This is a genomic window from Actinomadura rugatobispora (assembly GCF_055379765.1).
In genome coordinates this window covers 3,609,921-3,625,534 of the sequence record NZ_AP029191.1, presented here as the reverse complement: position 1 = coordinate 3,625,534, position 15,614 = coordinate 3,609,921, and the positions used below count along the sequence as shown (strand labels likewise).

Genomic DNA, 15,614 nt, shown 5'->3' with positions numbered 1-15,614 from the left:
TGCGCGATCGCCTGATCTCACAGCGTCACCCTGCCAAGCTATGCAGAGAGTGCCTCAGCAGAGGCGAAGATGCAACCGATGCATAAAACTTCACTGCAAATGCTCTGAGGAAGGGTCGATGACATGCCGGGTCGCAAGCCAGCGCCGACCATCCGCCTGCGCCGTCTGGCCGCCGAACTGCGTCGCCTTCGCGAGGACGCCGACCTCACCCGGGAAGAGGTCGTCGAGCGCACCGGCATCAACACCGCGACCCTCTACCGCATCGAGGCCGCCCGCGTACGACCGCAGCCCCGCACGCTGGCGACGCTGCTGGAGGTCTACCGCGCCCCGGAACCCAAGCGCGCCGAGCTGTCCACCCTGCTCAAGGACGCCAAGCAGCGGAGCTGGCTGAACACCCTCGCGTCCGAACTCCCGGAGCACTACGCCTCGTACATCGAGTTCGAGACCGAGGCGAACGCCGTCCTCAACTACGAGTGCCTGTTCGTCCCAGGGTTGCTCCAGACCGAGGACTACGCCCGCGCGGTCATTCAGGGCACACTGCCCGACGCCACCAAGGACGAGGTGGAGAACCGTGTCGAGGCCCGCATGCGGCGACAGGCGATCCTCGCCGGGGACGACCCGCTCACGTTCTGGGGCATCGTCGACGAGGGCGCCCTCCGCCGCGCCGTCGGCGGAACCGACGTCATGCGCGCCCAGTTGAAGCACCTCTTGGACGTTGCCCAGCAGCCGAACGTCACTTTCCAGGTGGTCCCTTTCGAGGCGGGCGCGCATGTCGGGATGCCCGGCTCTTTCTCGTTGATGCGCTTCCCAGAGGCGGTCGGGCCTGATGTCGTGTACATCGACAGCCAGGCGGGTGACATCTTTCTCGAAGAGGAAGTCGACACCGGCCGTTATACGCTGGTTTGCGAACATCTTCGCGCCGTGGCGCTGAGCCCTTCCGCCTCGGCTGAGCTGGTCGCCACGGTTGCGAAGCGCGGGCTGTCCAGAGGAGGAGCCTCATGAGCACCCATCGCGAGAAGCACGGCGTCCGCTGGCGTAAGAGCAGCCGGAGCAGCGGCAACGGGCAATGTGTCGAGGTCGCCGCGCTCGCCGCGCACGTCGGCGTGCGGGATTCCAAGGCCCCGGCAGCTGGTCACCTCGTGATTTCGCGTGCTGCGTTCGGGGACATGGTCGCTCGGATCAAGGGCGGACGGGAAGACGCTCGTGAGTAGCTCTCGTGAGCAGGGCGGCGTTCACTGGCGTAAGAGCAGCCGCAGTGGTGCGAACGGCCAGTGTGTCGAGGTCGCCGCTGTGAGCGGCAAGATCGGGATGCGGGATTCCAAGGCTCCGGGAGCCGGCCACCTGGCGATCTCGCATGCGGCGTTCGCGGATATGGTCGCTCGGATCAAGAGCGGACGGGAAGACGCTCGTGAGTAGCTCTCCTGAGCTGGACGGCGTTCGCTGGCGTAAGAGCGGCCGCAGTGGTGGCAACGGGCAATGTGTCGAGGTCGCCGCGCTTGGTGGGCATGTCGGGGTGCGGGATTCCCAGGCTCCGGCGGCTGGTCATCTCGTGATTTCGCGTGCGGTGTTCGCGGACGTGGTTGCTCGGATCAAGGGTGGCGCCGTCACTCCGTAGCCGGAGGCCCTCCCGGCATCGGTAGGTTGTGCCGGGATGGACGGGATTTTCGGGACGGTCGCGGCCGCCGTCGGGATGTTCGCCGGGACGAATGTCGACGACCTCATCGTGTTGACGGTGCTGTTCCTGGCGGGACGGGCCGACGGGCGTCCGCGGGCGTGGCAGGTCTGGGCGGGGCAGTACCTGGGGATCGCGGCGCTGGTGGTGGTGTCGGTGGTCGCGGCACTGGGGCTGAGCGTCGTTCCCGACGACTGGGTGGGGTTGCTGGGGCTGGTGCCGTTCGCGCTGGGCGTGCGGGGGCTGGTCGCGGCGATCCGGGCGCGGGGGGACGACTCGTCGCCCGCGGTCGCGGGGAGTCTGCTGGCGGTCGCCGGGGTCACCATCGCCAACGGGGCCGACAACATCTCGGTCTACACGCCGGTGTTCCGCACGATCGGGGCCGGGGCCACGGTGGTGACGGTCGCGGTGTTCGCGGTCGGGGTCGCGGTGTGGTGCCTGGTCGCGTCCTGGCTGGGGTCGCACAAGCGCGTCATCGAGGTCGTGGAGCGGTACGGGCACTGGCTCGTTCCGGCGGTGTTCATCGCGATCGGGACGGTCATCGTGGTCGAGTCGGGGGTGCTCGGGAAGCTCGTGTGAGTCTCAGGGGGTCGCCGCGTCCAGGCAGCAGCGGACGAAGTCCTGGACGACCGGGTTGGTGTCGTCGGCGGGGGACCAGGCGATGGCCACCTGGGAGGGGCGCACGCCGCTGACGGGCCGGTACGTGACGCCCGGGCGTGCGTAGAAGCGGGCGGCGGACTCGGGGGCAAGGGCGATGCCGTAGCCGTTGGCGATCGCGCTGAGCCACTCGTCGGGCTGGTCGGTGACGGCCCCGACGCGGACCGGGTGGCCGTCGCGTTCGTCGGCGGCCAGCCAGAAGTCCCGCCACTCCGTCGTTTCGGCCGGGGCCGCCACGTACGGTTCGTCCCACAGGTCGCGGAAGGGGATCACGTCGCGTTCGGCGAGCGGGTGCGCGGAGGGGAGTGCGACCCAGCGGGGCTCGGTGAACAGCACCTTCACGCGGAGGTCGTCCTGGCCCGGGAAGGGGAGCCGGAGGAGGGCGGCGTCGACGTCGCCGTCGGCGAGGCCGGCGGTCGGGTTCGACCAGGCGGCTTGGCGCATGTCGGCCCTCCAGCCGGGACGGCGGCGGGCGAACTCCGCGATGATGCGCTGGGTGGCCTCGTTCGCCGCGCTGGCCAGGAAGCCGACGCGGAGTACGCGGGCCTCCTGGACGGCCGCGGTCCGCGTCTCGCGCTGAGCCTGGTTCCAGTCGGCGAGGAGGGCGGGCACCCGCGCGGCCAGGGCCCGTCCGGGTTCGGTGAGGGCCATGCCGGAGCGGGAGCGGGTGAACAGGCGCGTGTCGAGCAGTGTTTCCAGCTGCCTGATCTGTTTGGTCAGGGCCGGTTGCGACACGTACAGCCGTTCCGCGGCACGGGTGAGGTTCCCTTCCTCCGCGACCGCGATGAAGTACCGCAGCAACCGTGTGTCGACATCCATGCCGCCAGGTTATGGATGCGTGTATTGGACGTCGAGAACGGGGCCTGGCGAGGCTGAGCGCATGGTTGTCGTCACGCTCATCACGATCCTGGCGAACGCGGGGATGGCCGTCGCCGACTTCGCGCGGGCGCGGTTCGTGCTCGCCAACGCGGCCGAGGTGGACGTCCCCGAGCCGTGGGTCCCGGTGCTCGGCGCGTTGAAGGCGGCCGGGGCGGCCGGGCTGCTGCTCGGGCTCCTGGGCGTCCCGTACATCGGCGTCGCGGCGGCCGGGGGGCTCGTGTTGTTCTTCGCGGGCGCGCTCGTCGCGCATGTGCGCGCCCGCGTCTACCGCAATATCGCCTTTCCCGGCGGGTACTTCGCGCTGGCCGTCGCGAGCCTTTACGTCGCCGCGTCCTGACGGAGCCAGTCGACGAGGATGCGGTTGACCTCCGCCGGGCGCTCCTGCTGCACCCAGTGGCCGCAGCCCTCCAGGATGTGGGACGCGGCCAGCCCCGGAAGCGTGACGGGGAACGCCTTGATCGCGTCGGCCATCCAGGTGGTGGACGGGTCGAGCTCCCCGCCCACGAACAGCGACGGCTGGACGATCGGAGCCCCGCGCCAGGCGGCGAGGTCCTCCCAGTCCCGGTCGAAGTTGCGGTAGCGGCCCAGCGCGCCGGTCAGGCCGGTCCGCTCGAACTCGCCCGCGTACACGTCCAGGTCGGCCTCGGTGAGCCAGGCGGGCGGCGCGGTGCCGGCGAAGCGGTCGCGCATCGTGCCGCCCGGCGGGACGAAGGTCGGCGCCCCGCCCGCGTAGAAGCCCGCGAGCCAGCCGCGGACGTCGGGCTCGATCTCGGCCTCCGCCCGTCCGGGCTCCTGGAAGTAGGCGACGTAGAACTCCTCCTCCCCGCCCATCTGCGCGAACGCGAGGGTGGGACGCGGGCCGCCCGGCGGTGTGTACGGGACGCCCAGCAGCGCGACCGACGTGAACACCTCGGGCCGCAGCAGCGCGCTCGCGGCTGCGATCGGGGAGCCCACGTCGTGCCCGACGACGGTCGCGGTCTCCTCGCCCAGCGCCCGGACGACCGCGACGTTGTCGGAGACGTGCGCCAGCATCCGGTAGTCCCGCACGTCGCGGGGCTTGGACGACCGGCCGTACCCGCGCAGGTCGATCGCCGCGGCGCGGAAGCCCGCGTCCGCGAGCGCCGGGAGCTGGTGCCGCCACGAGTACCACGACTCGGGGAACCCGTGCAGCAGCAGGACCAGCGGGCCCGTGCCCTGCTCGACCAGGTGGACGCGCCCGCTCGGCACCTCGACGAGCCGGTGCCGTGCCTTGGAAAACGCCAATGGGACCTCCTCAGAACTCCCCTCGATCGTGCGGCCCCGGACGCGGCCACGCCCAACCGCGTTGCCGTTCCGGCAAGAGGCCGCCGGGTCGGGAACCCGGCGGCCTCGGACGAGGGAGATGCTCAGTGCCCGTACACCGGCACGATCGACGCCCGCGCCAGCGTGTGCCCGGTGATGTTGAAGCCCACGACGGCGGGCGCGGCGTCCGAGGGGACGCCCAGCGTCTCCACGTCCAGGGCGTGGACGGTGAAGACGTACCGGTGCGGGTCCCCGGGCGGCGGGGCGGCGCCGCCGAACGCCTTCAGGCCGTAGTCGTTCCGCGCCTGCACGCCGACCTTGGAGTCCTCGCCGCCCGCGCCGGTCGGCAGCGACGTGACGTCGGCCGGGACGTCGAACAGCGACCAGTGCCAGAAACCGCTGCCGGTGGGGGCGTCGGGGTCGAAGCAGGTGATCGCGAAGCTCCTGGTCTCCGCGGGGAAGCCCGACCAGCTCAGCTGCGGCGACAGGTTCCCGCCGCTGAAACCCCAGTCGTTGAAGACGTGCTTGTCCGAGAGTTGCTCGCCTTCGGTCACGTCCTCGCTGGTGACGGTGAACGAGGGAACCTCGGGCAGGTGTTCGTGCGGCAGCGGGGGCTTGCCTGCCATGGCGTGACCTCCTAGTGAGTCGATCTGTTCTTCCCATACCTATCAGCCGCCCCGCCGCCCGGTTCGGATCTTCCGCGGACGTGAAAGCCCCGGGCGCACCGTGGTGCGCCCGGGGCTCTCTCCGTCGTCGTCTACTTGCCGGTGGCGTCGGTGTAGGCGCGCAGGACTTCCTGGGGGTCGCCGTCCATCTTGACGCGTCCCTCGTCGAGCCAGATGACCCGGTTGCAGGTCTCCTCGATCACGTCCAGGTTGTGCGCGACCAGGAACACCGCTCCGGCGTCCTTCCGCAGCTCGTCGATCTTCTCCTTGCTGCGCTTCTTGAACTTGGCGTCGCCGGTGGCCAGGGCCTCGTCGATGAGCATCACGTCGTGGGTGCGGGCCGCGGCGATCGCGAACCGCAGCCGGGCGCCCATCCCCGACGAGTACGTCGACATCGGGTAGTCGATGAAGCCCTTCTTGAGATCGGCGAACTTGACGATCTCCTCGTACCTGGCCTTGGTCTCCTCCTGGGTGAGGCCCATGGCCAGGCAGCCCAGGACGATGTTGCGGGAGCCGGACAGGTCGCGCATCAGGGCCGCGTTCACGCCCAGCAGCGAGGGCTGGCCGTCGGTGTAGACGCCGCCGCGGGCGGGCGGCAGCAGCCCGGCGATGGCCTTGAGCAGGGTGGACTTGCCGGAGCCGTTGGTGCCGATCACACCGACCGCGTCGCCCCGGTAGGCGATGAAGGACACCCCGCGGACGGCGTGCACCTCCTTCATCTGCGGCCGGTTCTCCCGCTTGACCATGCGCAGCAGCGCGCTGGCCGCCGTGCCCTTGCCCCCGCCGCCGCTGTAGACGCGGTAGACGATGTGCAGGCCGTCGACGACCACGATCGGCTCCCGGGTGGGGTCGATGACCACCTCGGGCTGGGGTGTCGCTCCGGTCACCGCGGGCTTCTCCTTGAGCGCCTTAGCCACGGCCGTACCTCTCCTCCGCACGGTAGAAGTACCAGAAACCCCCGATGAAGGCGATCACGGCCCACAGGACCGCGTAGAGCCACAGCCGCGCGAAGTCGACGTCGTACGGCTGGACGTCCTTGCGGAAGCTGGTGAGCAGCGAGGCCCGCATCAGTTCCAGGAACACCGACGCCGGGTTGGCCTCCAGGATCTTGCCGACCCAGGGGTAGCCCTTCTCGGCGAACTTGCGGCCCATGTCGGGGATCAGGAAGAAGACCCCGGAGAAGTAGAGCCAGGACCGGGTGATGAACGGCAGCAGCTGCTGCACGTCCCGGACGAAGGCGCCGAGCCGGGCGATGGCCAGGCTGATGCCGGTGTTGAACAGCAGCTGGAGCAGCAGGATCGGCACCATCAGCAGCCAGTGCCAGGTGATCGGCTCTCCGGTGGCCACCACGATCACCAGCAGCACCGCCATGGAGATGAGCAGCTGCTGCAGCTCCATCAGCACGTGCGCGAACGGCAGCGAGGCGCGCGGGAAATGCAGGGCGCGGATCAGCGACAGGTTGTTGCCGATCGAGCGGGCGCCCGCCGTCAGTGAACGCTGGGTGAACGTGAAGACGAAGACGCCCGTGATCAGGAAGGCGGTGTAGTTGTCGATTCCGCGGTTGGTGCCGATCAGCACGCCGAAGATCAGGTAGTAGACGCCGGCGTTGAGGAGGGGGGTGAGGACCTGCCACAGCTGGCCCAGCCGGGAGCTGCTGTAGGTCGAGGTGGTCTTGGCGGAGGCGAACGCCCAGATGAACGTGCGGCGCTGCCACAGTTCCTGGACGTACCTGCGCGGCGAGGGGCGCGCCGCGCTCTGGGTCAGGCCGTGGCGAGCGGCGAACTCGGCCAGCGATTCGCTGCTCCTGCCGTTCATGTGAGGAGGCTCCGCGATCGTGCCGACCGGCTCGCCACCCGAGGCGCTGAGCCGTTCCGGGTGACTCATGCCGGGAAGCCTATTGCAGTCCACGATATGTGAGGGACGTTCGCCCATATGTGACCGCTGATTTGAGATCTTTGGGGAATCATGTCCGACCTCCTGGGGATACCCCCGACATGCATGTCGATCACCAAGCGCGACGCCCTTGGCGACCCAGCGTAATGTTGGCATCTCGTTACGCGATGTCCGCCCGGCGGGGTGGCGGGGCGGGGCGCCCGCGCACCCCGGCGGTCTACCGCAAGGGGCCGCTGCGCACGCTGGGACGGCTGGACCGCCGGGCGTTCGACCGGGTCGCCTCGACCCATCTGCCCGGCCTGGAGTACGTGCTGCCCCGCCTGTCGCGCGCCGCCGACCACGGCGTGCTGTGGTTCACGGCGGCGGGGGCGATGGGGCTGACCCGGCGCGCCCGGCTGCGGCGCGCGGCGCTGCGCGGGTCGATCGGGATCGCGGTGGCCAGCCCGGTGGTGAACGTGCTGGGCAAGCAGGCGTTCCGGCGGGCCCGCCCGGTGGTCGACCTGGTGCCGCCGATCCGCATCCGGTGGAAGCTGCCGACCTCGCACGCGTTCCCGTCCGGGCATTCGGCCTCGGCGGCGGCGTTCGCGACGGGGGTGGCGATGGAGGCGCCGCGGGCGGTCGCCGTCCCGGTCGGGGCCGCGGCGGGCGCGGTGGCGTTCGCGCGGATCTACACCGGCGCCCACTACCCGGGGGACGTGCTGGCCGGGGCGGGGATCGGGGTGCTGGCGGCCCTCGGCACCCGGCTGGTGTGGCCGGCCCGGCCGCCGGTCGCCCGCGTCACCCGTACCGCCACCGAGAAGGTGACGATCACCGGGGACGGGCAGGGGATCGTGGTCGTGGTGAACGGCGGCGCCGGTACGGCCGAGGGCGCCGGGGAGGTGCCGCTGCTGCGCGGCTCCGTCGAGTCCGCGGTGGGCGTGCTGCGGCGGGAGCTGCCCGCGGCCTCGATCGTCCGGCTGGGCCGGGACGACGACGTCGACAAGGCGCTCGGCGAGGCGGCGGCCCGGGCCGAGGTGCTCGGGGTGATCGGCGGCGACGGGACGGTCAACGCGGGCGCGCGGGCGGCGCTGGAGCACGACGTCCCGCTGCTGACCATCCCGGGCGGGACGTTCGACCACTTCGCGCGGGCGCTGGGCATCGAGACGGCGGCGGACGCGGTGGCCGCCTACCGGGGCGGGCGGCTCGGCCGGGTCGACGTCGGCGTGATCACCCCGGCCGGGGACGCCGAGGGCCGGGAGGCGGAACTGGTCTTCCTCAACACCGCCGGGCTGGGCGCCTACACCGAGCTGGTGGAGCGGCGCGAGCGGCTGGAGGGCCGGTTGGGCAAGTGGCCGGCGCTGGCGGTCGCGGCGGCCCGCACGTTCCGGCATTCCCGGCCGGTGCCGCTGCTGGTGAACGGGCGGCCCCGCCGGGTGTGGCTGGGCTTCGTGGGCAACTGCATGTACGGCTCGCGCGGGCCCGCGCCCACGTGGCGCCGCCATCTGGACGACGGGCGGCTGGACATCCGCCTGGTCGCCACCGGTGAGCGGGTGCCGAGGCTGCGGGCGCTCGCCGCCGTGCTGGCCGGTCATCTGCACGTGATGCCCGGCTACCGGGCGTGGCACTCCGGTTCGTTGGACCTGGTCGCGCCGGAGGGCGGGCTGCGGGTGGCCCGGGACGGCGAGGTGACCTCGCTGCCGCGGGCGGTCCGGATCGCCAAGCGGTCCGGCGCGCTGGCGGTGTTCTGCCCGCCTACGCCGCCACGGCGAGGGGGCAGCGGCGCAGACCGGTGACCACGGTGGATCCGGTGTGGACGGCCTCCCCGGCGAGCTCGATCCGGGTGGGGCCGCGGTCCAGGAGCTCCTCCAGGACCATCCTGATCTCCATCCGGGCCAGTGCCGCGCCCAGGCAGAAGTGCGGGCCGAAGCCGAAGGCGAGCGCGGTCGCGTCGGGGCGCCGGGCGATGTCGAAGGCGCCCGCGCCGGGGCCGTAGGCGGCGGGGTCGCGGCCCGCCGCCCCGTACAGGATCATGAGGCGGTCGCCCGCCCGGATCTCGACACCGCTCAATGTGACGGTGTCGGCGGCGGTTCGCATGAAGTAGACGACGGGGGACGTCCAGCGCAGGATCTCCTCGACCGCCGTGGTCATGAGCGTGGGATCCGGGTGGCGCGCGCGCAGGGCGGACCACTGCTCGGGGTGGGCGGCGAGGGCGTGCAGGCCGCCGGAGATCGCGTGCCGGGTGGTCTCGTTCCCGGCCACCAGCAGCTGGATCAGGAACATCACCAGCTCCAGGTCGGTGAGCCGGTCGCCGTCCAGCTCGGCCAGCGCCAGCTGCGTGATCACGTCCCCGCCGGTGCGGGCGGCCGCGCGGCGCTCGTGGGCGGTGCCGAGCAGGTAGGCGCCGCACTCGGTGCGGAGCGCGGCGCGCTCCTCCTCCGGCAGATCGTCGGCGGCGCCGGGCACGATGGCCTCCGACCAGCGGTGGAACCGGGCCCAGTCGTCCTCGGGGATGCCCAGCAGCAGGCAGATCACCTGGAGCGGCAGCGGCACGGCCAGGTCCGCGACCGCGTCGAACGGGCGGCCGGGCTCCAGCGCGTCCAGCAGCGCCCGGACCCGGGCCCGCACGTCCCCTTCCAGCCCGCGCAGCACGGAGGGGCGGAAGGCGGGGGCCACGAGCCCCCGGTAGCGGGTGTGGTCGGGCGGGTCGGTGTGGGTGATCGTCGGCGGTGCCGCGTACGTGCCGGCGGTCTCGCCCAGCAGGACGCCGTCGCGGGAGCGGAACAGCTCGGGCCGGGCCAGGACGGAGCGCGCGTCCGCGTGCGTCCCGACCACCCAGTAGCCCTCGGGGTGCCGGACGGGCCGTCCGGCCGTGTGGAGCCGCCCGTACAGCTCGTGCGGGTGCCCGGCGGTGAAGTGCGCGTGCGGGAAGTCGGCCGGCAAGGTCATGTAGCAAACGCTAGGTAGGTAAACGGTGGGGCGCAAGGGCATGTTTGGCACCCCCGCAGCGGGTACGAGGAGGACCATGTCGAACGGAGTCGATCCCGCCGAGCTCAGCGACGACGACCTCATGCGCGAACTGGGGCACCTGTACGAGACGAGGATGGACGCCCTGCGCCACGCCGCCGACCAGGCCCTCGCCGAGCACACCCGCCGCATGAGCGACCTGGAGGCCGAGTACCTGCGCCGCATCCCCGAACGCGAGGTGGACCCCGAACGCCTCCGGGAGGGCGCACGTGCCCGCTGAGAGAGAGGTTCCCGTCTAGGGTGACGTCATGGCGACGATCGAGCTGGGCCCCGACCGCGGGCGGCTGCTGATCAATACCGGGCGGAGCGGGCTCGGCCGGCGGGCCGGGCACGACCTCACGATCGAGGCCGCCCGCTGGTCGGGGACGCTCACCCTGCCCGGCGACGCCACCACGATCCCGGACGCCGAGGGAGGCTCGGTCGAGGTGACCGTCCCGGTGGCGGGCCTGGAGGTGCGCGAGGGCACCGGCGGCGTGCTGCCGCTCTCCGACCAGGACCGCACCGAGATCACCAAGAACCTCCGCAAGGTCCTCGACGCCGCCCGCCACCCGGAGATCACCTTCACCGCCCCCACCGCGACCGGCTCCGCGGCCGAGTTCACCGTCGAGGGCCGCCTGACGGTCGCCGGCCACACCGAACCGCTGACCGTCCGGGGCCGCGCCGAGGGCGCCCGGATCCGGGGCGAGGCCACCGTCAAGCAGACCCGGTGGGGGATCAAGCCCTACTCCGCCTTCTTCGGCGCCCTCAAACTGGCCGACGACGTCAAGATCACCTTCGACCTGACCCTCTGACTCAGCGGGCGCGGACCACCCGCGACTCGTCCCAGACCGGCTCCGGCGGCTCGTACACCGACCCGTCGGAGCCGAACACCAGGAACCGGTCGAACGACCGCGCGAACCAGCGGTCGTGCGTCACCGCCAGGACCGTCCCCTCGTACGACTCCAGCCCCTCCTGCAACGCCTCCGCGCTGGCCAGATCCAGGTTGTCGGTCGGCTCGTCCAGCAGCAGCACCGTCGCCCCGCCCAGCTCCAGCAGCAGGATCTGCAACCGCGCCTGCTGCCCGCCCGACAGCGTCTCGAACGGCTGCTCCGCGCACATCTGCAGCTCGTACCGGGCCAGCGTCGACATCGCCTCGTTCCGCAGCCGGGCGTGCTCGGTCATCACGATCTCGCACGGCGTCCGGCCCTCCAGATCGGGCCGGGCGTGCGTCTGCGCGAACAGCCCCGGCACGACCCGCGCCCCCAGCCGCGCCACCCCCGTGTGCGCCACGTCCTCCCCGGCCAGCAGCCGCAGGAAGTGCGACTTCCCCGACCCGTTGGACCCCAGCACGGCCACCCGCTCCCCGTACCAGACCTCGGCGTCGAACGGCCGCATCAGCCCGGTCAGCTCCAGCCCCTCGCAGATCACCGCGCGCTTGCCGGTCCGGCCGCCGCGCAGCCGCATCTTCAGCGACTGGTCCCGCGGCGGGACCTCCGGCGGCCCCGCCTCCTCGAACCGCCGCAGCCGCGTCTGCGCCGCCCGGTACCGGGAGGCCATGTCGTCGTTGAACGCCGCCTTCTGCTTGAGGGTGGTGACCAGCCGCTTCAGCTTGGCGTGCTCCTCGTCCCAGCGCCGCCGCAACTCCTCCAGCCGCTCGTTGCGGTCCCGCCGGGCCTGCGCGTACGTGGCGAACCGGCCGCCGTGCACCCACACCGTCCCGGCCTCGACCGTGACGATCCGCTCGGCCGCGCGGTCCAGCAGCTCGCGGTCGTGCGAGACGAGCAGCACGGTCTTGGGCGTCTCCCGCAGCCGCTCCTCCAGCCAGCGCTTGCCGGGCACGTCCAGGTAGTTGTCCGGCTCGTCCAGCAGCAGCACCTCGTCGGGGCCGCGCAGCAGCGCCTCCAGGACGAGCCGCTTCTGCTCCCCGCCCGACAGCGTCGCCACGCGCCGGTACCGGCACCGCTCGAACGGCACGCCCAGCGCCGCCACGGTGCAGGCGTCCCAGAGCACCTCGGCCTCGTAGCCGCCCGCGTCACCCCAGGCCGCGAGCGCGTTGGCGTAGCGCAGCTGGCTCGGCTCGTCCTCGCGCTCGACCATCGCCAGCTCCGCGGCCTCCAGCCCGGCCGCCGCCTCACGCAGCCGCGGCGCCGCCGTCGAGAGCAGCAGGTCCTGGACGGAGGACTCGTCGCGGACGTTCCCGACGAACTGCCGCATCACCCCGAGCCCGCCACTGGAGGAGACCGACCCGTCCTGCGGTGCCAGATCACCGGCGATCATCCGCATCAGCGTCGTCTTGCCCGCCCCGTTCGGCCCCACGAGCGCGGCGGTCACCCCGTCCCCGATCCGGAACGAGACGTCGTCGAGCAGCACCCGCCCATCGGGCAGCACGTGCCCCACATGGCCGACCTCGATATGCCCCACGCCGCTCCCCCCACAAGACCCGACCCACGAGTCTGCGAACCCCGAAGCAACGAAGGCAACCGGTTTTCCGGTGGCGTCAGCGATGCGAGCCGACGATGTCGTCGGGGCGGTCAAGCCACAGGCGCTCGCCGTCGGGGGTGACGGTCATCCCGAACCGGTCACGGTCAGGCTGTCCCCACCCGACCCACGTGAAGTAAGCGGAGGTGACCTCTCCCCACAGGTCCCGGTTTCCGGCCTGTTGTACCTCGTACTCGTCGTCGCCGGGCTGGTAGTTGACGGCCGTCCATCGGCCGGCGTCGTCGGGGTCCAAGACCCACAAGGTGAAACCGTCGGCGTCGGCCTCGGTGCGGGTGTGGACCCCGGTCAGAGCGAACACGGCGAGATCGGCTCCGGCGGAGGCATGGGCGATCGTGCGCGGGTCGATCCGGGTCGTGCTCCGGGTGATGTCGTGCTCCGCCCACTCGCGCCCGTTGGCCGCGCCGCGGCGTTGGGAACGCAGAAGCATGTAAGAAGCAAAGCCGGGGAACCGGCCTACCGCCGTACCGTCCGGCTTGACCACAAGCCGCAGTTCGTGGCTGTAACCGAACCCGGGACTGTAGGGGGTGACCACGGTTCCCCCTGGTCGTGTCTGCTCTATCCACTCATAAGGGACGCAGGACACTGCGCAAGTGGCGTGAACCCGGTCGAATGGGCCACCCTCTGGGCGGAGGGTGGCACCGTCCCCGATAAGCAGCTTCGGGGCGTACCCGGCGGCCGCCAGGTTGCTCGCCGCCTGCTTGGCCACATCGCCGTCCACCTCGATGGAGACCACACTGCCTTCTCCGACGATGTGCGAGGTGAGAGCCGCCGTCCAGCCGGTACCGGTTCCGATTTCCAAGACCCGGTGATGGCGCTCCAGGTCCGCCAACTCCAGAAGAGACGCGACGGTGCTCGGGGCCGAACACGATGACGTGTAGTCGCCGTTTCCGATATGCACGTCGGTCGCCCCGTCGTCCAGCTGGGTGACGATCGGGGCATCGTCGTACACGGCGTCCCACCATGCGCTCGGATCCCTGTCCCTGTCGATCACGTGCGCTTCCCGATCGTTGGGGCAGGCCAGCGCGATGCGCGGAACGAACCGGTGGCGGGGGACGTCTCGGAACGCTTCCCGCACATAGGTGTCGTGGAGCTGCCCGGATGAGGTGAGCCGCTCCATGAGCCGTGCGGCGCGCAGGGAGGCGTCGTCGACGGCGGTCATTTCTCTCGCTTTCCTCCGCCTTTGGTAGGAGTGTCGGGGTTTGGCTTCTCGGGCTGGGGTGATTTGATCGGCTGTGGCTTGCCCTCGTGCTTGCCCATTTCCTTGATCCTCTCTGCTGAACGCCAGCTTGAACACTACGAAAAGGCGTCCTGCATGGAAATGGCTGGAAAGATGGCACGCACTTACTGCCCGATGGCACTCGGGGAAGCGTAGCGATTCAGGCAAGGCTCAGTGGCAGTTAGCCTCGATCTTTCACAGCGCCGGTTGGGTCGTGTGGCGGCCTGACCGGTTTGTGTTTTCTGGTGGTGGTCAGGTCGGTGGCCCGGATGTCGCTCCGGGTGGGCGGGGTTCCACGGCCCCTGGTTCTCCTTCCTGGGTTGTGGGGACGGTTGGTGCTGGTCAGCCGGGGTTGGGTAGTGCCGCGAGGCGTGCGAGGGCGTCAGTGATCAGGGTGGTCCAGGGCCAGTGCCGGGCGATGCGCAGGATGCGGCGGCGTCCGGTGGTGACCAGCCGTCCGGCGGTGTGCAGCAGCCGCAGCCGCAGGCGGCGGGGTTCCCAGCGGCGGGCGGGGCCGGTAAGGGCGAGCATCGGCATCCAGGCGAGCAGGTCGAGGGCGAGTTGCACGATCTCCAGCCAGATCTGGTTCTGCGCGGTGTCGTGCAGGGGGAGGTTGCGCAGGCCGGTGGCGCGGGCGGCGCGGACGCGGTCCTCGGCCCGGGCGCGGCGGCGGTGCCGCAGTTCCAGTTCGGCGATCGGCGTGCCGGGCGTGTTGGTGGCGAAGCAGGTCAGGCGCATGCCGTCGGCGTCGGTGAGGCGCAGCTGGGCGCCGGGGTGCGGGCGTTCTTTGCGCACGATCAGCCGCATCCCGGGCGGCCAGCCGGCCAGCACCCGGCCGCTCAGCTCGGCCACCCAGGCGCCGTGGCGGATCCGGCCGTCCGGCTCGAGGGCCGGGGTCCAGGCCGGGTCCGGGATCTGCAGGACGGCGGCGTGGATGGACTCGGTGATGGTCATCCCGACCGAGTAGCCCAGCCACCGGCCCCGCGCGGCCAGCCACTCGACGAACCCGTGGGTGCCGCCGGCGGTGTCGGTGCGGATCAGGGTGCGGCGGCCACGCCGATAACGGGCGGGCAACTGGGCCAGCGCCAGCTTCGCTGCGGTGATGTGATCGGCGGCGGTGTTGGACCCGGCGTTCCCGGGCCGCAGCAGCCCCGCCACCGGCTCCCCCGATCCGCCGGGACCGTGATCGACGAACGCCATCAGCGGGTGGTGGCCGAAGGTCTTCTTCCAGGTCGGGGCGGCGTCCTGCTTGTCGGAATGCGCGATCACCAGCACCCCGTCCACATCCACGATCACCTGCCCGCCGGTGTCCGGGGCGGCGTCACCGGCCAGCGCCCACACCCGTTCACGCACCTGGGCACGAGCCCGGCGCAACGCCCTCAGCGCCCGCTCACCGCCACCGGCCAGGACATCGATCAGACGGGAGAACGTCGGGTCGGAGGCCACCGGCCCGAACAACCCCGGCTCGGCACGCAGCATCGCGACATCGGCCAGGCAGTCACCGCCCAGCGCCACCGCCAGCGCCATATCCATCACGATCTTGCCCGGATCATGCCGGGCTCGCGGCCTGCGCCAAGGCGCCAACGCCGCCGAAAGCGCGCCGTCCAGCCCGCTCTTGCGGACCGTTTCCACCAGCAGCACGGCCCCGGCCTGCGAGACCACCCCGCGACCACAGCCATCGACGCCCACACGCGGGTATGACCCGATACGCTTGCTCACCTGAAAAGTGCCTTCTGGACTGGTACGGACAGGACCTTCGACAAGCCCTATCCTCCCAGCACAGAGGCACTTTTCTTATCTAAACGGTCACTCCCGGCCCATCGCCCGGTGAAAGCCCGAGGTTAGCCCCGTCCGGGCAGATCACCCACGT

Annotated in this window: 18 protein-coding genes; 9 read left to right on the top strand and 9 right to left on the bottom strand. The window is 71.4% G+C overall.

Annotated elements, in window-relative coordinates:
- Nucleotides 1-123: 123 nt before the first annotated feature.
- From ACZ466_RS15445 to ACZ466_RS15425, 5 genes are read left to right on the top strand one after another with little or no spacing between them, the layout of a single operon-like run.
- Complete coding sequence (locus tag ACZ466_RS15445; protein ID WP_378292243.1) at nt 124-1,002, top strand: helix-turn-helix domain-containing protein; 879 nt, start codon at nt 124-126, stop codon at nt 1,000-1,002.
- Nucleotides 999-1,211 carry a DUF397 domain-containing protein gene (locus ACZ466_RS15440; protein WP_378292246.1) on the top strand — a complete coding sequence of 71 codons (213 nt, stop codon included), beginning with the start codon at nt 999-1,001 and terminating at the stop codon, nt 1,209-1,211. Before ACZ466_RS15445 ends, ACZ466_RS15440 begins: the two co-directional genes overlap by 4 nt.
- A complete protein-coding gene (locus ACZ466_RS15435; RefSeq protein ID WP_464043738.1) occupies nt 1,150-1,416 on the top strand; it encodes a DUF397 domain-containing protein in 267 nt (88 codons plus the stop codon). Before ACZ466_RS15440 ends, ACZ466_RS15435 begins: the two co-directional genes overlap by 62 nt.
- Nucleotides 1,355-1,615 (top strand): DUF397 domain-containing protein, encoded by a 261-nt coding sequence (locus tag ACZ466_RS15430; RefSeq protein WP_378292250.1) that lies wholly within the window; start codon nt 1,355-1,357, stop codon nt 1,613-1,615. Before ACZ466_RS15435 ends, ACZ466_RS15430 begins: the two co-directional genes overlap by 62 nt.
- A 36-nt stretch (nt 1,616-1,651) precedes the next feature.
- Complete coding sequence (locus ACZ466_RS15425; protein WP_378292252.1) at nt 1,652-2,251, top strand: cadmium resistance transporter; 600 nt, start codon at nt 1,652-1,654, stop codon at nt 2,249-2,251.
- Nucleotides 2,252-2,254: 3 nt separating this feature from the next.
- Here ACZ466_RS15425 and ACZ466_RS15420 read toward each other — a convergent pair whose 3' ends face one another.
- A complete protein-coding gene (locus ACZ466_RS15420; RefSeq protein ID WP_378292254.1) occupies nt 2,255-3,148 on the bottom strand; it encodes a LysR family transcriptional regulator in 894 nt (297 codons plus the stop codon).
- 61 nt (nt 3,149-3,209) lie between these two features.
- Here ACZ466_RS15420 and ACZ466_RS15415 point away from each other — a divergent pair, with 61 nt between their 5' ends.
- Nucleotides 3,210-3,545: a DoxX family protein gene (locus tag ACZ466_RS15415; protein ID WP_378292255.1), complete on the top strand. Its 336-nt coding sequence runs from the start codon at nt 3,210-3,212 to the stop codon at nt 3,543-3,545.
- Here ACZ466_RS15415 and ACZ466_RS15410 read toward each other — a convergent pair.
- From ACZ466_RS15410 to ACZ466_RS15395, 4 genes are all read right to left on the bottom strand, one after another.
- Nucleotides 3,527-4,471 (bottom strand): alpha/beta fold hydrolase, encoded by a 945-nt coding sequence (locus ACZ466_RS15410; protein ID WP_378292256.1) that lies wholly within the window; start codon nt 4,469-4,471, stop codon nt 3,527-3,529. The two genes, ACZ466_RS15415 and ACZ466_RS15410, sit on opposite strands and share 19 nt — an antisense overlap.
- 122 nt (nt 4,472-4,593) lie before the next feature.
- Nucleotides 4,594-5,115 carry a YbhB/YbcL family Raf kinase inhibitor-like protein gene (locus ACZ466_RS15405; protein ID WP_378292257.1) on the bottom strand — a complete coding sequence of 174 codons (522 nt, stop codon included), beginning with the start codon at nt 5,113-5,115 and terminating at the stop codon, nt 4,594-4,596.
- A gap of 131 nt (nt 5,116-5,246) precedes the next feature.
- Nucleotides 5,247-6,071 (bottom strand): ABC transporter ATP-binding protein, encoded by an 825-nt coding sequence (locus tag ACZ466_RS15400; protein ID WP_378292258.1) that lies wholly within the window; start codon nt 6,069-6,071, stop codon nt 5,247-5,249.
- On the bottom strand, nt 6,064-7,038 hold the full coding sequence (locus tag ACZ466_RS15395; protein WP_378292259.1) for an ABC transporter permease: 975 nt from the start codon (nt 7,036-7,038) through the stop codon (nt 6,064-6,066). Before ACZ466_RS15395 ends, ACZ466_RS15400 begins: the two co-directional genes overlap by 8 nt.
- Nucleotides 7,039-7,214: 176 nt before the next feature.
- Here ACZ466_RS15395 and ACZ466_RS15390 point away from each other — a divergent pair, with 176 nt between their 5' ends.
- Nucleotides 7,215-8,819 carry a bifunctional phosphatase PAP2/diacylglycerol kinase family protein gene (locus tag ACZ466_RS15390; protein WP_378292261.1) on the top strand — a complete coding sequence of 535 codons (1,605 nt, stop codon included), beginning with the start codon at nt 7,215-7,217 and terminating at the stop codon, nt 8,817-8,819.
- Here the strand turns inward: ACZ466_RS15390 and ACZ466_RS15385 are convergent.
- Nucleotides 8,779-9,972 (bottom strand): cytochrome P450, encoded by a 1,194-nt coding sequence (locus ACZ466_RS15385; RefSeq protein WP_378292262.1) that lies wholly within the window; start codon nt 9,970-9,972, stop codon nt 8,779-8,781. The two genes, ACZ466_RS15390 and ACZ466_RS15385, sit on opposite strands and share 41 nt — an antisense overlap.
- A 76-nt stretch (nt 9,973-10,048) precedes the next feature.
- Here ACZ466_RS15385 and ACZ466_RS15380 point away from each other — a divergent pair, with 76 nt between their 5' ends.
- Nucleotides 10,049-10,270 carry a DUF6158 family protein gene (locus ACZ466_RS15380; protein WP_378292264.1) on the top strand — a complete coding sequence of 74 codons (222 nt, stop codon included), beginning with the start codon at nt 10,049-10,051 and terminating at the stop codon, nt 10,268-10,270.
- A gap of 28 nt (nt 10,271-10,298) precedes the next feature.
- Complete coding sequence (locus ACZ466_RS15375) at nt 10,299-10,841, top strand: YceI family protein (protein WP_378292266.1); 543 nt, start codon at nt 10,299-10,301, stop codon at nt 10,839-10,841.
- A gap of 1 nt (nt 10,842) precedes the next feature.
- Here ACZ466_RS15375 and ACZ466_RS15370 read toward each other — a convergent pair whose 3' ends face one another.
- The 3 genes from ACZ466_RS15370 to ACZ466_RS15360 form a co-directional block, all read right to left on the bottom strand.
- Nucleotides 10,843-12,450 carry an ABC-F family ATP-binding cassette domain-containing protein gene (locus ACZ466_RS15370; RefSeq protein WP_378292268.1) on the bottom strand — a complete coding sequence of 536 codons (1,608 nt, stop codon included), beginning with the start codon at nt 12,448-12,450 and terminating at the stop codon, nt 10,843-10,845.
- Between the two features lie 76 nt (nt 12,451-12,526).
- Nucleotides 12,527-13,687, bottom strand: coding sequence for a methyltransferase domain-containing protein (locus ACZ466_RS15365; protein WP_378292270.1), 1,161 nt, complete (start codon nt 13,685-13,687; stop codon nt 12,527-12,529).
- A 399-nt stretch (nt 13,688-14,086) separates the two neighbouring features.
- Nucleotides 14,087-15,463, bottom strand: coding sequence for an IS1380 family transposase (locus tag ACZ466_RS15360; protein WP_378293550.1), 1,377 nt, complete (start codon nt 15,461-15,463; stop codon nt 14,087-14,089).
- Nucleotides 15,464-15,614 lie beyond the last annotated feature (151 nt).

Coding starts and splice junctions, on each gene's coding strand:
- ACZ466_RS15380 (WP_378292264.1), top strand. CDS start 10,049: ATGTCGAACGGAGTCGATCCCGCCGAGCTCAGCGACGACGACCTCATG.
- ACZ466_RS15365 (WP_378292270.1), bottom strand. CDS start 13,687: ATGACCGCCGTCGACGACGCCTCCCTGCGCGCCGCACGGCTCATGGAG.
- ACZ466_RS15385 (WP_378292262.1), bottom strand. CDS start 9,972: ATGACCTTGCCGGCCGACTTCCCGCACGCGCACTTCACCGCCGGGCAC.
- ACZ466_RS15440 (WP_378292246.1), top strand. CDS start 999: ATGAGCACCCATCGCGAGAAGCACGGCGTCCGCTGGCGTAAGAGCAGC.
- ACZ466_RS15375 (WP_378292266.1), top strand. CDS start 10,299: ATGGCGACGATCGAGCTGGGCCCCGACCGCGGGCGGCTGCTGATCAAT.
- ACZ466_RS15420 (WP_378292254.1), bottom strand. CDS start 3,148: ATGGATGTCGACACACGGTTGCTGCGGTACTTCATCGCGGTCGCGGAG.
- ACZ466_RS15390 (WP_378292261.1), top strand. CDS start 7,215: ATGTCCGCCCGGCGGGGTGGCGGGGCGGGGCGCCCGCGCACCCCGGCG.
- ACZ466_RS15405 (WP_378292257.1), bottom strand. CDS start 5,115: ATGGCAGGCAAGCCCCCGCTGCCGCACGAACACCTGCCCGAGGTTCCC.
- ACZ466_RS15445 (WP_378292243.1), top strand. CDS start 124: ATGCCGGGTCGCAAGCCAGCGCCGACCATCCGCCTGCGCCGTCTGGCC.
- ACZ466_RS15430 (WP_378292250.1), top strand. CDS start 1,355: ATGCGGCGTTCGCGGATATGGTCGCTCGGATCAAGAGCGGACGGGAAG.
- ACZ466_RS15415 (WP_378292255.1), top strand. CDS start 3,210: ATGGTTGTCGTCACGCTCATCACGATCCTGGCGAACGCGGGGATGGCC.
- ACZ466_RS15425 (WP_378292252.1), top strand. CDS start 1,652: ATGGACGGGATTTTCGGGACGGTCGCGGCCGCCGTCGGGATGTTCGCC.
- ACZ466_RS15395 (WP_378292259.1), bottom strand. CDS start 7,038: ATGAGTCACCCGGAACGGCTCAGCGCCTCGGGTGGCGAGCCGGTCGGC.